This is a genomic window from Pseudodesulfovibrio nedwellii (assembly GCF_027923765.1).
Lineage (GTDB): Bacteria > Desulfobacterota > Desulfovibrionia > Desulfovibrionales > Desulfovibrionaceae > Pseudodesulfovibrio > Pseudodesulfovibrio nedwellii.
The window spans coordinates 1,034,897-1,051,325 of record NZ_AP026709.1 but is presented as its reverse complement, the minus strand read 5'-3'; the positions used below and the strand labels follow the sequence as shown (position 1 = coordinate 1,051,325).

Annotated in this window: 15 protein-coding genes; 9 read left to right on the top strand and 6 right to left on the bottom strand. The window is 49.5% G+C overall.

What is annotated here, in order from left to right; genetic code table 11:
• Nucleotides 1-391 precede the first annotated feature (391 nt).
• The 6 genes from SYK_RS05130 to SYK_RS05105 all read left to right on the top strand — a co-directional run bounded on the left by SYK_RS05130 (nucleotide 392) and on the right by SYK_RS05105 (nucleotide 5,582).
• The gene (locus SYK_RS05130; RefSeq protein ID WP_281762527.1) at nucleotides 392-1,042 is read left to right on the top strand and encodes a succinate dehydrogenase/fumarate reductase transmembrane subunit; all 651 of its coding nucleotides are present in this window, start codon (nucleotides 392-394) and stop codon (nucleotides 1,040-1,042) included.
• A gap of 11 nt (nucleotides 1,043-1,053) precedes the next feature.
• Nucleotides 1,054-2,889, top strand: a complete 1,836-nt coding sequence (locus SYK_RS05125) for a fumarate reductase flavoprotein subunit (RefSeq protein WP_281762526.1) — start codon at nucleotides 1,054-1,056, stop codon at nucleotides 2,887-2,889.
• A 3-nt stretch (nucleotides 2,890-2,892) separates the two neighbouring features.
• Nucleotides 2,893-3,630 (top strand): fumarate reductase iron-sulfur subunit, encoded by a 738-nt coding sequence (locus SYK_RS05120; RefSeq protein ID WP_281762525.1) that lies wholly within the window; start codon nucleotides 2,893-2,895, stop codon nucleotides 3,628-3,630.
• A gap of 299 nt (nucleotides 3,631-3,929) precedes the next feature.
• Nucleotides 3,930-4,769 carry a fumarate hydratase gene (locus SYK_RS05115; RefSeq protein WP_281762524.1) on the top strand — a complete coding sequence of 280 codons (840 nt, stop codon included), beginning with the start codon at nucleotides 3,930-3,932 and terminating at the stop codon, nucleotides 4,767-4,769.
• Nucleotides 4,769-5,320: a Fe-S-containing hydro-lyase gene (locus SYK_RS05110; RefSeq protein WP_281762523.1), complete on the top strand. Its 552-nt coding sequence runs from the start codon at nucleotides 4,769-4,771 to the stop codon at nucleotides 5,318-5,320. The genes SYK_RS05115 and SYK_RS05110 overlap by 1 nt, the downstream gene beginning before the upstream one ends.
• A gap of 91 nt (nucleotides 5,321-5,411) precedes the next feature.
• Complete coding sequence (locus SYK_RS05105) at nucleotides 5,412-5,582, top strand: hypothetical protein (RefSeq protein WP_281762522.1); 171 nt, start codon at nucleotides 5,412-5,414, stop codon at nucleotides 5,580-5,582.
• A 43-nt stretch (nucleotides 5,583-5,625) separates the two neighbouring features.
• On the opposite strand, the gene SYK_RS05100 is transcribed toward SYK_RS05105, so the two are convergent.
• The gene (locus SYK_RS05100) at nucleotides 5,626-6,336 is read right to left on the bottom strand and encodes a substrate-binding periplasmic protein (RefSeq protein WP_281762521.1); all 711 of its coding nucleotides are present in this window, start codon (nucleotides 6,334-6,336) and stop codon (nucleotides 5,626-5,628) included.
• 456 nt (nucleotides 6,337-6,792) lie between these two features.
• Between SYK_RS05100 and SYK_RS05095 the strand changes: the two genes are divergently transcribed.
• Nucleotides 6,793-7,968 carry an aminotransferase-like domain-containing protein gene (locus SYK_RS05095; protein WP_281762520.1) on the top strand — a complete coding sequence of 392 codons (1,176 nt, stop codon included), beginning with the start codon at nucleotides 6,793-6,795 and terminating at the stop codon, nucleotides 7,966-7,968.
• A gap of 51 nt (nucleotides 7,969-8,019) precedes the next feature.
• A complete protein-coding gene (locus SYK_RS05090) occupies nucleotides 8,020-9,729 on the top strand; it encodes an FAD-dependent oxidoreductase (RefSeq protein WP_281762519.1) in 1,710 nt (569 codons plus the stop codon).
• 352 nt (nucleotides 9,730-10,081) lie between these two features.
• On the opposite strand, the gene SYK_RS05085 is transcribed toward SYK_RS05090, so the two are convergent.
• The 5 genes from SYK_RS05085 to SYK_RS05065 form a co-directional block, all read right to left on the bottom strand.
• Nucleotides 10,082-11,089, bottom strand: a complete 1,008-nt coding sequence (locus SYK_RS05085) for an ABC transporter ATP-binding protein (protein WP_281762518.1) — start codon at nucleotides 11,087-11,089, stop codon at nucleotides 10,082-10,084.
• A gap of 2 nt (nucleotides 11,090-11,091) precedes the next feature.
• Nucleotides 11,092-12,063: an ABC transporter ATP-binding protein gene (locus tag SYK_RS05080; protein WP_281762517.1), complete on the bottom strand. Its 972-nt coding sequence runs from the start codon at nucleotides 12,061-12,063 to the stop codon at nucleotides 11,092-11,094.
• A gap of 3 nt (nucleotides 12,064-12,066) precedes the next feature.
• The gene (locus SYK_RS05075) at nucleotides 12,067-12,984 is read right to left on the bottom strand and encodes an ABC transporter permease (protein WP_281762516.1); all 918 of its coding nucleotides are present in this window, start codon (nucleotides 12,982-12,984) and stop codon (nucleotides 12,067-12,069) included.
• A gap of 1 nt (nucleotide 12,985) precedes the next feature.
• Nucleotides 12,986-13,963: an ABC transporter permease gene (locus SYK_RS05070; protein ID WP_281763234.1), complete on the bottom strand. Its 978-nt coding sequence runs from the start codon at nucleotides 13,961-13,963 to the stop codon at nucleotides 12,986-12,988.
• 174 nt (nucleotides 13,964-14,137) lie between these two features.
• Nucleotides 14,138-15,763: an ABC transporter substrate-binding protein gene (locus tag SYK_RS05065; RefSeq protein WP_281762515.1), complete on the bottom strand. Its 1,626-nt coding sequence runs from the start codon at nucleotides 15,761-15,763 to the stop codon at nucleotides 14,138-14,140.
• A 232-nt stretch (nucleotides 15,764-15,995) separates the two neighbouring features.
• On the opposite strand from SYK_RS05065, the gene SYK_RS05060 reads away from it, so the two are divergent.
• Nucleotides 15,996-16,412, top strand: coding sequence for a hypothetical protein (locus tag SYK_RS05060; protein ID WP_281762514.1), 417 nt, complete (start codon nucleotides 15,996-15,998; stop codon nucleotides 16,410-16,412).
• Nucleotides 16,413-16,429: the final 17 nt, after the last annotated feature.

The window sequence follows — 16,429 nt, the reverse complement described above, 5'->3', positions numbered from 1 at the left end:
AATTTGGTTCCAACAAGATAAGTCGGAAAAACGTGCTGGCAAGTTTGGTTCGACTTACAGCCATCTGAGCAGAGGGGCACCGTAACCGAGCGCGGCTGAAATGAAAACCATTATCCGTCACTGACCGTGTCGCTCTTATCGTGTGCAGATTTGTTTCGATCATATCCCTAATTAATACGGAAAAATGATAAAGTAAGAAAAAAAATATTGCACTTAAAGAACATTGTTTGACCGTGCAATCAATAGCTTTTTTTCTTTTTTATTACCCCATATTCACAGGTGAGACCCTGCGAGAGAGACTTGGAGATATTGACAAAAAACCTTTGGCAGGCATAGGTTTAGTGATTGATTGTCGAGGGAACTTCTGTGTTTAACCTAACGGAGGGATTGAATGTCCATCAGTTACGCACCAGCTGGCAAATCCGGCAAGTGGGATGGCGCATTGGACTGGCTCCAGATGCTGTCCGGCGTCAGTCTGATTTTGTTTATGTGGTGTCACATGCTACTGGTTTCCAGTGTTGTTATCAGCCCGAATGTCATGAACTCTATCGCTCATTTTTTTGAGGCGACGGGTATGGCTCAGGTTGGCGGTCCGCTTATTTTTCTTGTTTTCCTGACACATTTTGTACTGGCCGCCCGGAAGATTCCGTTCCGTGCTGATGGTCAAAAAACCATCTGGCAGCATGCCCGGATGATGCGTCATGGTGACACCTGGCTGTGGGTAGTCCAGGTTGTGTCCGCTATGATTATTTTGGTTATGGGTTCGATCCATATGTGGGTGATTCTTACTGACCTTCCTATTACCGCAGCCAAGTCCGCCGCTCGTATTCAGGGTGGATTCTGGGCCGTTTTCTATCTTATTCTCCTGCCTTTGGCAGAGCTGCATGTCGGCATCGGTTTTTACCGTATTGGCGTGAAGTGGGGATTTGTGAAGGACAAGGATCGTCCCAAGTTCAAGCGCAGTGAAAATATGCTTACTTTGCTCTTTGTTGGTATCGGACTGGTTACTCTGGTTCGATTCCTTTTTTTGAGCGTTAACTAGGAGAAATAGCCATGCAGACTATCTACACCGATTTTCTTGTTGTCGGCGCAGGTCTGGCGGGCGAGCGTGCTGCTGTTGAAGCGGCAGACGCTGGTTTCTCCGCCATCTGTTTGAGCCTGGTCCCGGCTCGTCGTTCCCATTCTTCCGCAGCACAGGGTGGCATGCAGGCTTCCTTGGGTAACTCGGTCATGGGTGAGGGCGACTGTCCAGACGTTCACTTCGCGGACACCGTTAAAGGTTCCGACTGGGGTTGCGATCAGGAAGTGGCCCGTCTGTTCGCAGACACGGCTCCCATTGAAATGCGTCGTCTGGCCCATTGGGGCGTGCCTTGGAACCGTGTTGTTCCTGGTAAGTCCATTTACTACAAGGGCGGCAAGCAGTTTGAAAAAATTGAAGCCGAGGACAAAGAAGGGTTGATCATGGCCCGTTCCTTCGGCGGTACGGCCAAATGGCGTACCTGTTATACTTCGGATGGCACAGGCCATGCGGTTATGTGTACCATGGACAATAGGTGTGCCCAAGTGGGCGTCGAGGTCCATGACAAGACTGAAGCCATAGCCTTGATTCAGGATGGCGATACTTGCTACGGCGTTGTTGCCCGTTGTTTGCGTACTGGTGAGCTACTGACTTATTTGTCCAAAGCGACCATGATCGCGGCAGGCGGTTTCGGACGTATTTATCCGAATACCACGAACGCGGTTATTTGTGATGGTGGAGCGCACACCATGTGTGTGGATACCGGCGTGGTTCCCATGGGTAATATGGAAGCCGTTCAGTTCCATCCGACCGGCATCGTGCCGACCGATATTCTCGTCACCGAAGGTTGTCGCGGTGATGGCGGAACGCTTCTCGACGTCAATGAAAAACGCTTCATGCACGAGTACGAGCCTGATAAGGCCGAACTTGCTTCTCGCGACGTGGTTTCCCGTTGGATGACTCATCACATGCGCGAAGGACATGGCGTCAAGTCTCCATACGGCGAACATCTCTGGCTTGATATTCGTCATTTGGGTGAAGAACATATCACTGGCAAGCTTCGTGAAGTGTACGAAATTTGTACATCCTTCCTTGGCGTTAATCCGATTCACCAGTTGATTCCGGTTCGTCCCACACAGCATTATTCCATGGGTGGTGTCCGTACCAACAGGGACGGTGCCGCGTATGGTCTTAAAGGCCTGTTCGCAGCTGGTGAGGCGGCATGTTGGGATATGCATGGATTCAACCGTTTGGGTGGTAACTCTCTTGCTGAAACCGTCGTTGCAGGTGGTCTCATCGGTCGCAAGATTGCTGAATACCTCCAAGGATGCGAGACTGAATTCAAGACCTCGCTCATCAATGATACGGTTAAGAAGCAACAGTCTCGTATTGATGATCTTATCAACTGCACCAACGGTTCCGAGAATGTTTACAAGGTCCGTGCAGCCATGCAGGATGCCTTGCACAAGGGTGCGAATATCTTCCGTACTCAGGAAGGTTTGGAGACCTGTGTCGCTTCTCTTCAGGAAGCATTGGCACGAGCGAGGAATGTAGGTTTGCGGTCCGATGGCAAGGGAGTCAACCCGGAATTGGCCGCAGCACTTAAGCTTGAAGGTCAGGCCAAGATGGCTTTGATGGTCGCTTACGGTGCGCTTATGCGGACGGAATCCCGTGGTTCTCACAACCGCGAAGACTTCACCGCGCGTAATGACCGTGATTGGCTCAATCGTACATTGGCTTATTGGAAGAACGAAGGCGACACACTGCCGACGCTCGAATATGAAGCCGCCACCGAGGTCGTCGAAATTCCTCCGGGAGACCGTGGCTACGGCAAGTCCGAAATCATCAGCGCCGACGACAAGAAGGAATAAAGCATGTCCAGATTACTGAAATTCAATATATTCCGGTATAATCCCAAGGATGAGCAGTCCGCGCCGCATATGCAGGAGTTCGTGTTGGAAGAAACCGACTCCATGACGTTGTTTATTGCGCTCAATCGCATTCGTGAGGAGCAGGATTCTTCATTGCAGTTTGATTTTTGTTGTCGCGCCGGTATTTGTGGTTCCTGTGGCATGGTTATCAATGGCCGTCCCGGTCTGGCATGTCATACTAAAACCAAAGATTTGCCCGGTGAAATTACCTTGTTGCCGTTGCCGGTTTTCAAGCTCGTGGGAGATTTGTCCGTGGACACCGGTTCCTGGTTCCGTGAGATGTATACCAAGACTGAATCCTGGATTCATACGAACAAGAAGTTTGATCCTGTTGCTCTTGAAGAGCGCATGGATAATAAACAGGCTGTGGATATCTATGAGTTGGAACGGTGTGTGGAATGTGGTTGTTGTATTTCTGCATGTGGTACGGCCCGTCTGCGTGAGGATTTCATGGGAGCGGCGGCGCTGAACCGTGTTGCTCGTTTCCTTATCGATCCGCGCGATAAACGGACTGAAAATGATTATTATGAAATTATCGGTAATGACATGGGGATTTTTGGCTGCATGGGTCTTTTGGCCTGTGAGGATGTCTGTCCCAAGCATTTACCGTTACAAAATCAGCTCGGCTTCCTTCGCAGGAAGATGGGTATCACTTCATTGAAAAGAATATTCAAGAAGTAAAGATGTTTCCGACGGCTGGGGGAAGGGAAGAGGGAAATCTTTTGGAAAGGGTTCTTTCTCTTCCCTTCCCCCAGACTCCCATTCCATTTTCTTTCCCAAATTTTTTGTGCCGCGTTGCGGAGGGGGGAGAATAGTAAACGGTCAGGCTGTCGGGTTGAGAGTTGGTTTTATTTTAATTGTATTTCGAAAATTAATGTAACGCGCTTGCACGGCTTCGAGCGAAGCGAGCGACAAAAAGTTTTGGAGGGATCTTAGGGAACCTTTTTCAAAAGGTTCCCTAAGCCGCCGGAGGCAATCTTATGAGAGAAATTCAGGCAGCGGACATTGTTGAAGCTGTGGCCACGATGTGTATCAAGGCCAACACGGAGCTTCCTCAGGACGTTCGTAACAAATTGGAGCAGGCCATGGCTGAAGAGACATCTTCTTCAGCCAAGGAAGTTCTGCGTCAGTTGCTGGAAAATGCAGATCTGTCCATGGAGACCAAGTTGCCTCTGTGTCAGGACTGCGGTCTGGCCGTGTATTATGTTGAGGTGGGTGATGACTGCAAAGTCGTCGGCGGTAACCTTCGCGACCTCATCAATGAAGGGACCCGTAAAGGATATGATGAAGGTTTCCTTCGTAAATCCGCTTGCGATCCATTAACCCGTGCCAATACGGGTGACGGAACACCGGCTGTCATTCATTTTGACATGGTTCCCGGTGACAGATTGAAAATTTCCTACATGGCCAAGGGCGGCGGTGCCGAGAATATGTCTCGTGTCACTATGCTGGCTCCGGCTCAAGGTTGGGAAGGTATCAAGAACTTTGTGATCAATCGCGTGGCAGAGGCTGGTCCCAATCCGTGTCCGCCTACGGTTATTGGCATTGGTATCGGCGGCACTTTCGAACACGCTGCCAAGATTGCTAAAAGTTCACTTCTGCGTGAATTGGATGATACGCATCCTGAGCCGAGGGTCGCGGAAATGGAAAAAGAATTGGAAGAAGCCATCAACGGACTTGGCATTGGTCCCATGGGATTGGGCGGCAAGACGACCGTGCTTGGTGTTAAGATCACTTTGGAACCGTGTCATCTGGCGAGCCTGCCACTGGCAGTCAATGTCCAGTGTCATTCCCAGCGTCATGAGGAGGTCGTACTGTAATGGCTGAATATAAATTGACCACCCCGTTGACTGATGAAGACATGGTGCAATTGAAGGCTGGGGACGTTGTCTTCCTGACTGGTACGATTCATTCCGCACGTGATGCGGCCCATAAAAAGTTGTTCGATCTGTTGGATGCTGGCAAGGAGCTTCCTTTTGAATTGGAAGGCTCTGCCATTTATTATGTCGGTCCTTCTCCGGCCCCTCCGGGCCGTCCTATTGGTTCCGCTGGCCCTACCACCAGTTATCGAATGGATACCTATGCTCCGAGATTACATTCGCTCGGTATGAAGGCATCCATCGGTAAGGGTAAACGTTCCGACGAAGTTAAAGATGCCATGAAGGAATACAAGGGCGTGTACTTTGGAGCAACTGGTGGAGCAGGGGCTTTGCTGTCCAATTCCATCGTGGAATCCACGGTTATCGCTTTTGAAGAACTCGGGCCAGAAGCTGTTCGTGCAATGAAAGTGAAAGATTTTCCGTTGTTGGTCATTAACGACTGTCATGGCGGGGAATTGTATGTCAAACCCAAGCTTGACAGCGTAGGATAATTCATTCACAGAGTGGCTGAACGCAGTGACGTTTAAGTCCTAATGAGATAATTCGAGATAAGTAAAAAAAGAATGATATCAGGGGTTTGTCATGGAAAAGTCATATTTTGAAAATATTGATCGTCACAAAGACGACAAGAAAGATGAAAAGATCTTCACACCATATCCTGGTGCGGATGAGAAGTATGACGATGGTTCCGATTGGCGTCTCTACAACCCTGACAAATACCGTGACCCGAATTGGTCACCTGATAAAGAGTAAATAAAAAGGGGCCGTGTGGCCCCTTTTTTGATATTGTTACCGGCTACATCCTGCGACAGGTGTGGTCGGTTTTTTGGTGTTGTATCTCTTCGGCCAAGAGTATATCGAATTGACTCTGACCACTGGCTCCTGTTGCCTTGAGGATTTTAAGTTCTTTATTCAGTTGAGAGATGAGACTGTCATCAGTGTCTTTACTAAAGGCGAAGTAAAGCGGTTGCTCGTCAAAAGTATAGCAGATCGTGTAGTCGTCTTGCATCATCCCCAATCCGTCCATCAAATATGGAGCGCCTTTTTCCGTAAAAGCAAAGAGGTCCACTTCCCCATTACTCAGTTTACGGAGAGCCTGAACATGTGCTGGACTGCGATGAAGCTTGTTTGCATTTATGCCGCCTGCCAACAGAGCTTTTTCCGGCCGACTCCAGCGTACAGTTGCGATGCGGAGCCCTTTGAGATCGGATTTTGTATTAATTAAAAATTTATCTTTTTTTCGACCGATGAGCACGACCTTGCTCGTTGCGATAGGACCTACCCATTTATAGAGCTGTTCCGTTTTGGGGGTGCGAACGGCATTGAGGATAATTCTTTGTGGTGTGCGGGCTGTACATTCATAAGCATATGCCCACGGTGCCAGTTTTATTTCCTGGTTGCTAATAGGGGTGCCGCACCGTTGCATGATGGTCATCAGTGTGGTGACCGATATCCCTTCGACTCGCAAACCATTGCTGATGCTATACGGGGGATATGGAGCTGCCATAGCTAAAAAATTTTCCGCTTTGGCAATAGAGATGCAACTGAGCAGGGAACTGAAGAAACACACGAGAAAAAGCTGAATGTAATGCATGGCTCTCAATAGGTGTAAATATGTATAAAATCAAATTATTGAAAGCAAATATCGTACCGGACTTTTTTGCCACCGGATACAAAGGATGGTCGTTTTTTTGAAGGATACACAATATAAATCGACACAAAGACGATAATGGTTGTTATTAAAATGCTGAAATAGTCTTAATTGTGGGAGTGCTTTTGTTTGGTGACCATTTCGATGCTATTTATATGATATTTCCCTCCTCTTGTTTTTGAAGGTGGCTTCTTGCCGACTTGCTTTTTTGATGGTGTTGAAATCTTCTGCTTCCTTTTCCTCTTATTCTTCATACGGCCTTGCAAGGTCTGGGTTTTCCGAGTATCTGACTCTCCTGAAAGGAGAAAAGTTATGTCAGAAAAATTCGCTCGGAGAATGGGAACGGTTCATCGTTCATTCATTCGAGAAATCTTGAAAGTTACTGCCGACCCCGAAATTATTTCATTTGCAGGTGGGTTGCCCAATCCCGAATTGTTCCCAGTCGATGCCATGGCTAAGGCTTCTCAGGAAGTTTTCGCGAATATTGGTGCGTCTGCCCTGCAATATTCCACCACCGAAGGTGATGCCGGTCTGCGGGCCATTATTGCTCAACGATACGCCAATCGTGGTTTGACTGTGGACCCGGATTCCATTCTTGTGACCACCGGTTCTCAGCAGATTCTTGATATTTGTGCCAAGGTTTTTCTGGATAAAGGGGACAAGGTTGTTATTGAGCGGCCTGGTTATCTCGGAGCCATTCAGGCTTTTTCCATTTTTGAACCTGAGTTCGTGACCGTATCCCTTGAAGACGATGGTCCGAATCTCGAAGAATTGGAAGTGGCCTTTAAGGACGGAGCAAAGTGTTTCTATGCTGTCCCGAACTTCCAGAATCCGTCAGGTGTGAGCTATGGCTTGGAAAAGCGTAAGGCTGTTGCCGAGTTGACGGACAAGTATGACGTTCTTTTTGTTGAAGATGATCCGTATGGCGAATTGCGTTTCTTGGGCGAAGATATGCCGAGCGTTTACTCTTTCTGCAAGAAGCCTGGTATCTTGTGCGGTTCTTTTTCCAAAATTGCTGCACCGGGCTTCCGTATCGGTTGGGTGGTCGCTGAAAAGGCTGTTTACGACAAGTTGGTTATCGCCAAGCAGGCATCTGATCTGCATACCTCCACCTTGGCACAGGCCATTATGCGGCGGTATTTGGAAACCAACGATATTGAAACCCATGTAGAACTCATCAAGGAACGGTATGGGCGCCAACGTGCGTGCATGGTCGAGATGATTGAAAAGTATTTCCCGAGCGATGTTTCCATTACTCGTCCCGAGGGTGGTATGTTCCTGTGGGCAACCATGCCTGAAGGTGTTTCGAGTATGGATCTCTTTGATGCGGCCATCAAGGATAAGGTTGCGTTTGTTCCAGGAAGGCCTTTTTATGTCGATGGGTCTGGCGAGAACACTTTGCGCCTCAATTTCTCCAATGCCGACGAAGTGCGGATTGAAGAAGGTATCAAACGGTTGGGTCTGAGCATTGACTCATTCTTGAAGTAACGTCTTTGGTCGTGAGGGACGATCAGAGCGCAAACTTATAGGTAAAGTACCATGTCTCAGCATATTGTTGTCATTGGCGGTGTGGCCCTTGGGCCCAAGGCCGCCTGCCGTTTCAAGCGGCTTGAACCGGAATCCACGGTGACCATGATCGACCAGAGTTCGCTCATCTCCTACGGGGGATGTGGCATTCCATATTATGTCTCTGGCGATGTGTCCGATGCGATAGAACTGTCACAGACCAGTTTTCACATGGTGCGTGATCCTAAGTTCTTCAAGGAAGTAAAAGGGATTGACGTTCAGATTTTGACTAAGGCTACGCGTATCGATCGCGAGAAGAAGTGCGTTGAAGTCGAGAATGTGACGACCGGTGAAAAGGCGTGTATTAACTACGACAAACTGGTTATTGCTACCGGCGCATCACCGCGCACACTGAATTTGCCCGGTGATGATCTTAAGGGTGTGAATTACGTCTGTAATCCGCATGATGCCACGTGTATTCGAGAGTCCATCTCCAAGGGCGAAGTCAGTAACGCCGTTATCATTGGTGCCGGATTTATCGGTTTGGAAATGGCTGAGGCTTTTGCTGATATGTGGGGTGTGGAAACGTCTGTTGTAGAGATCACTGATCAGATTATGCCGCGTCTTGTCAGCCCAGCGTTGGCAACCATGGGCCAGAAACACATGGAAGAGGGTGGCGTAAACTTCTACTTCGGTGAAACCGTCACGGCTATCGAAGGCGAGAACGGTAAGGTTGTTCGTGTTGTAACCAACAAGCGGACCCTTGATGCCGAGGCCGTGATTATCGCTGCGGGTGTGGTCCCGAATTCCGATATCGCCAAAGAAGCTGGTCTGAACGTGCACGAGCGCGGTGGTGTTTTCGTTGATGAATTCATGCGCACCAATGACCCGGATATTTACGCTGGCGGTGACTGCTGCCTTGTTAAAAATCTTCTCACAGATCAGCCTGCGTTTTTGCCGCTTGGGTCCATGGCGAATCGTCAGGGACGCATTATCGGTTCCAACTTGGCCGGAAGTGAGAGTAAGTTTGACGGTGTGATTGGTTCTTTCGTGGTTAAGCTGTTCGAGACATCCATGGCCGGAACCGGCATGAGTCTCGAAACCGCTCAAGCTGCCGGGTTTGATGCCATCAGTGTCCTGCTTATTCAGCTTGACCGGGCGCATTTTTATCCGACTAAAGAACTTATGACTCTTGAATTGGTTGTTGAGAAATCTACGCGTCGTGTGCTCGGTGTACAGGGCTTTGGTAGTTCCGGTGATGCCATGGTTGGGCGTATCAATACTGTGGCTGCTATTCTTAAATCCAAGCCGACTATTGATGATATCTCAAACCTCGAAGTCGCTTACTCCCCGCCGTTTGCGGCTGCCATGGATATTCTCAATACTTTGGCAAATCTTGCGGACAACGCTTTACGCGGCATTAACCGTGGCGTTGGCCCTGATGGTTTCAAGGAGTTGTGGGATAACCGTGAATCAAGTGAGTGTTTCTTCCTTGATTGTCGTGAAAATCCTGATGCTCAACCGGTTATAGATCGCAATCCAGGTCAGTGGCATAACGTGCCTCAGGGGGAAATCTATAACCGCTTGGATGAGATCCCAACAGACAAGCCTATTGTGCTTATTTGTAACACCGGAGCACGGTCCTACGAAGCGCAAATTATGCTCGATGCCAAAGGGTACAAGGATGTTACCAATATTCACGGTGGCATGGCTTCAATCAAGAAGTATGGAGTGGATGTGTAGCTGACGGGGAGTGATGGCTTACCTGCGGTCACTTTCTGCGAAATCAGGACGCTGTCCTAGACCTTGCTAAAGGGCGGCCCCCTTGGAATCCTGTGTCGCTTTCGGTTTAAGTTATAAAAATGATCATACGACGTGTTATGTTTTATACATGACACGTCGTATTTTTATTTGTTTATAACGCAAACGAATGAATAATGCGCAAAAATCATGGCTGACTTCAACAACAAATCTACGCAAATGCGCGCATAAAAAGTTTTGGAAAAGAGAGGGATGGGGTTTGGGGTAAGGGAGAGAAAGAGCCTTTAGCAAAAGGTTTTTCTTTCCCTTACCCCAGCCGTCGGAGGCATGTCGCCTACAGGCGACCTTCTTCGACGGCGTGGCAGGCGACGCTCACGTCGTTTGCCAGAATTTCTTGTTTGGGAATTTCCCGCATACACCGTTCGTTGGCGTGCGGACATCGGCCATTGAACACGCAACCTGTGGGCAGGTTGATAGGTGTGGGGACGTCGCCGGACAATTTAACGTGTCCACCTGCTGTGCCGCCGATCTTGGGAATGGCAGAGAGCAGAGCTTGTGTGTACGGATGTCTCGGGTTGGAAAACAGTTCCTTGGCAGGGGCCAATTCACAGACACAGCCGAGATACATGACGGCCACGCGGCTGGAGATGTGCTCGACCACGCTCAAGTCATGGCTGATGAATAGGTATGTCAGACCTCGTTGATCTTGAGCGTCCATGAGTAGATTCAGAATTTGTGCCTGAATGGATACGTCGAGAGCTGCAATGGGTTCGTCTGCGGCAATGAATTCAGGATCAACGACCAAGGCGCGGGCAATTGATATGCGCTGGCGCTGGCCTCCCGAGAACTCATGCGGGTAGTTGGTGGCCCATACAGGGTCAACGCCGACCTGAAGCATTACTTCAGCAACTTTGTCCTGAATTTCGGCACGAGACATACCCGGATTGTGGAATCTGACAGGCTCTTCAAGAATCTGACGGACGGTCATACGCGGGTTCAGTGATGCGTATGGGTCCTGAAAAACCATCTGCATTTTGGTGCGATAGGGGCGCATTTGGTGCGAGCTAAGATTGTCAATCCGTGCGCCTTTGTAGTGAATCTCCCCCTTGTTGGGGCGATAGAGTCCCATGACTGTACGGGCCAACGTAGACTTACCACAGCCGGATTCACCGACAACACTCAGGGTTTCACCGGGCTGAACGTCGAGAGTGACATTGTTTACGGCCTTGACCAAAGTTTGTTTGCGGTTGAATTTACCGCCGGAGAATTTGATTTGATCGATGATTGAGCCAGAGATATCGAAATGTTTATCGATGTCGCGGATTTCAAGGATTGCACTCATGGTTATTTTTCTCCTTCGCGAGCGAAACAAGCCACTTGTGTTCCGTTATCAAGCAGGGTGAGCGTTGGGATTTGTGTCTTACATTTCTCCATGCTTTCAGAACAGCGCGGTTCGAAGGGACAGCCGATGGGCATGTCTCGGAGTGACGGCATCATACCAGGGATCTGGTTGAGCCGCTGTTCTCCTCCCGCCATTTGCGGAAGAGCCTGAAGCAAACCCTGTGTATAGGGATGCTGCGGATTGCTGATAATTTGATCAGTGTCACCAAGTTCTGCGATTTTACCAGCATAGAGGACTGCGATGCGCTGAGTGACTTCCGAAACAACGGCCAAGTCGTGAGTGATCAGGATTAGGCCCATGTTTTCAGTTTCACAGAGTTCCAGCAGCAGATCCATGATTTCGGCCTGGATGGTCACGTCGAGTGCGGTGGTTGGTTCATCGGCGATGATCAACTGCGGGCTGGTCAACAGGGATATTGCAATGACAATACGTTGACGCATTCCGCCGGAGAATTCATGCGGGTATTGTTTCAACCTTTTTTCCGGGGATGGGATGTAGACTTTCTGCAATTTGTCGAGACAGATTGCTTCTGCTTCCTTGTCCGAGACATCCATATGCGCCAAGATGGTTTCCTTCATCTGGGTGCCAATTGTGAGCACCGGATTGAGGGTCATCATGGGGTCCTGGAAGATCATGGAAATATCATTTCCTCTGATCTTGCGCATTTGATCATATTTGAACTTGGCGATGTCCTGTCCGTTGAAGATGATCTCGCCACCGGAGATTTTACCGGGTTTGGAAATGAGATTGATGAGGGAAAAGCCAAGCACGGATTTACCAGCACCGGATTCGCCAACAATGCCGAGGCGTTCGCCTTTATTGATAGTCAGGCTGACATCTCGAACGGCTCGGACTTTGCCGGAGCGCAATTCGAAGTCAACACGAAGGTTCTTGATATTTATGAGAGGTTCCACGTTTTACCCCTTGTACAGTTTGGGGTTGAGGAAATCTCGGACCCAGTCGCCAAGCAGGTTAATGACGAGAATTAGGGTGACGAGCAGAATACCGGGGAAGATGGTAATCCACCAAGAGCCGGAGAATATGTATTCGAATCCGGCTGTAATCAGCGATCCCAGAGAAGGCTTGTTTACGGGCATGCCTAGCCCAAGGAAGGAAAGGGCCGCTTCGGACATGATGGCGTTTGCCACCTGAACAGTGGATATAACTAGTACAGGGGAAAGCGTATTTGGCAGAATATGTCGCCACATGATGCGGACTTTTGATAGACCGATGACTCGGGCGGCTTCTACGTATTCTTTTCGGCGTTCTGCTAAAACCGAGGCTCGTACAGTACGGGCGTACTGAGGCCATTCAGCCAAACCGATAATGACAATGATCAGCGGTACGGCCACTTTGTCGTATCCGGCTACACCGAAAGCGGTCTGGACGATGGCGCCGATGAAAATGGCAACCATGTACGTTGAGAATGATAGCTGGACATCAGCTATTCGCATGAGAATGTTGTCAAGCCGTCTGATGTAGCCCGAAAGTAAGCCAACAATGATACCGATGAAGGCCTGAAGACAGACAGCGCCGACACCGATGATGATGGATACACGCATGCCGTAAAGCATGGTGGAGAGAATGTCGCGGCCTTGAGCATCGGTTCCAAGGAGGAACTTGGTGCCACCACCGTCTTCCCATGCAGGAGGAATCTGGGCGTCCATGATGTCAATTGTGGTCGAGTTGTATGGATCGTGCGGGGCTATCAGTGGGGCGGCAAAAGCCGAGAAGAACAGGACCGCCAAGATAGTGAAGCTGATGAGAGCGACAGGATCCCGGAGGAAGTTATAGAGCATGTAGGATTCTTTGAATCTTTGCCATTTGGATCGCATACTACTTTCTCCCTGCCACGCGCACTGTGGGATTGACGAGGCCGTAGATTATGTCGACCAATGTGTTGACCATAACGAAGATGATGCCGACGAAAACCAGATAAGCAACCATCAACGAGGTGTCGGAACGTTCAACCGATTCAATGAACATGGAACCCATGCCCTGCCATTGAAAGACGGTTTCTGTCAGGATAGTGAAGGCCACCATGATACCGAGTTGCACACCGCCAACGGTGATAACTGGAAGCAGAGTGTTCTTGAAGGCATGAATTAACCACACACGTCGCGGCTTGATGCCTTTGGCCCAGGCGTATTTGACGTATTCTGTTTCCAGTACTTCCATCATCTCGGATCGGATAAGGCGGATAAAGAGCGGGAGCATGATGGAGGAAAGCGCGATGGAGGGCATGATTAAATGCTTCAGACCATCCCACGTCAGCAGGCCTGTGTCCCACCATCCGAAGAGTCGAACTGTGTCGCCTCGTCCAAATGAGGGAAGCCAATGGAGTTCAACCGAAAAAATATAGATGAGGAGAATGGCGGTGAGAAATACCGGCATTGATACCCCGACGATCGAAGTTCCCATGACAAATCGGCTGAACCAACTATGGGGTTTGATGGCTGCATAAATACCCAGTGGAACAGAAAGAAGCACAATAATCAGTGCTGCACAAAAAACTAATTCCAGTGTAGCAGGTGCTTTTTTGATGATGACTTGCGCTGCGGGTTTTTTGAAGAAGTAACTTTGACCGAGATCGCCATGCATGGCGTTGCCCAGAAAACGGACATATTGGACCATGAAGGGATCGTTGAGGCCGAGTTTCTCGCGCATTTGAGCACGCTCGGCAGGAGTGACCCGTTGGCCCACGAGATCGCGGATAGGATCACCGAAGTTGTGTTTGATAGCGAATCCGATGAAGCTGATGATCAGCATGACCATCACTGCTTGAAGGATTCTTTTAACAGTGAATGCAAACATGTCTACTCGATTGCCGTCAGTTTCCTGCACATGGGATTATGCAACAGGTGATTGATTTCATTGGAATTTTTTAGGGCGTCCCAATGGTCGCCAACTGTGTGAAGGGGAACCCCAGTTTAAGACCGGGGTTCCCCTTTAATTTTCTTTTCGATCTATTGCAAGTGATGATTTACATTACTTGACGATCAGATCACCGAAGTACGGGAAGTTCATGACGTTGACGACCTTCGGAGTGTCCATGTTGGACTTGGAAGCCCAGGACAGGTTCTGCCAATGCAGGGGGATGAAGCCAGCTTCATTATACTGAATCTTTTCAGCTTCCTGGCACTGTGCGGCGCGCTTGGTCATGTCGGTTTCAGTCTGGGCAGCGATGGTCAGTTCGTCGACCTTGGCATTGCAGTAGTTACCGGAGTTGTACTGGCCGTAGCCGGTTTCGGCGTTGCGGCACATGGACAGGAACTCGTAGAAGTTGCCGGAGTCTTCGGTGTCAGAATGCCAACCGATCATTTGGATGTCGGCGACCTGTGCATCGAACTGATCCCAGTACTGGGCCTTGGGCATGGTCTTCAGGGAGATCTTGCCACCGATCTTGGACATCATGGAAACAAATGCCTCAGAGATCTTTTCGTCGTTTACGTAACGGTTGTTAGGAGCGATCATGGTTGCTTCGAAACCATTGGGGAAACCGGATTCGGCCATCAGAGCCTTGGCTTTCTCAAGGTCGTAGCGGGGAGCCAATTCTTCTACGTGACCAGCATAACCCCTGGGGGACATCTGGCCAGCTGCAGTAGCGAAGCCCTTCATGATCTTGTCGACAACACCGTTGTTGTCATAGGCGTAAGCCATGGCAAGGCGGACTTTGGGGTCAGCCAGTGCAGGGTTACGTTCGCTGTTCAACTGGAAAGTGATGATGCGGGAGCCGGACATGGTCACGAGCTGCAGGCCATCAGTGGAGTTGATGCGCTCGAGATCCTGCGGAGGCACGGGCATGATGAAGTCGACATCGCCGGACAGCAGGGCTGCAACACGGGTAGCGTCGTTCTTGATCGGGGTGAGGATGATTTCTTCGATGTTACCGGTGTGATCCCAGTAATCGGCGAAACGGGTGAAGATGACCTTCACGCCCTGTTCACGCTGACCAACAACGTAAGGGCCTGTGCCGGATTCATTGACGTTGGCGTAGGAGTAATCCGTCTTGAGGATCAGATCCTTGGGCTTACCTTTGTCATCCGTACCGGTGTAGAACTTTTTGTCCATGGGGAAGATGTAGGTAGCCATGTTGAGCACCAGGCCGTAAGGCTGCTTGGTGATCAGGTCCACGGTGTGGGCGTCCACAACCTTGGCACCGGTGAAAGGCTCAAACAGTCCCTTGAAGTCTTCAGATTTCTTCAGGCGTTCCAGAGAAAAAACAACGTCTTCAGCGGTGAATTCGTTGCCGGAGTGGAACTTGACGCCTTCACGCAGATGGAAGCGCATGGTCAGGTCGTCGATACGTTCCCACTTGGTGGCCAGGCGGGGGACGAAATTCATGTCTTGGTCGTAACGAACGAGAGAGTCGAAGACCATGTGGGAGAACTGAAGCATACCACCGGACAGCTGGACCTGAGGGTCCAGGGAAACCGGATCGGCGTCCATGGCGAGTTTCAGAGTGACTTTAGCGGGGGTTGCAGATTCGGCTTTCTCGGCTGCATCATCTTTCTTCTCTTCTCCGGCGCAACCGACCAGCAACATGGCGGATACGACGATGGTGAGAAGGAGCAGGGAGAATTTGCCGGCGGATTTGAACGTCGACAGTTTCATGAGTTATTCCTCCATTAATTAAAGCTATTACGCCATAAAACGGCGTGACCATACCTCTCCTGTGTCCAGAGGACACGATTCGCCTTTACCAGACCGATACTACGGAAGGGGTTGCTTCCATTGCAGAACACGGCATAAATGGGTTAGGCAGAAATCTGTTCACTCATACACTTTTAACTTGATTTTAACAATAGAGTTTTGCCCATGAAGGCGATGTTGGAGAAAATGAATAATGCTTAAATTTTTTAGTATGTTATCGTTGATTATGGTATGCCTTTTTATGCTGACGGCCTGTTTTGGCTCTTCGTCTGTTGAAACGGGATTGAATCCTGCGGAACTTATAGAAATTGATGATGATTATTCAACGGTAGTGACATTGGAACGGGGGGAGATCCTGGCCGTGGATATGCCCAATCCTTTGGTTAAGGGATATAGAATATCGGGAGCTTCGTTTGACCCGTCAATGCTGCGTATGGAGCGGTTTCTGGAATACTCTGAAGACGATGAAAATCGGGCGCGATACCTGTTTACAGTGCTCATGGATGGCTCCAGTGACATCCTGATTAAAATGAAGCCGTTACAGGGTGGCACAGAAGAAGTGTACCGGCAGGTAACTATCGGTACAGGAGAGAGCGAAGGGCTGTTCTAATCCTCACTTATGTGAGG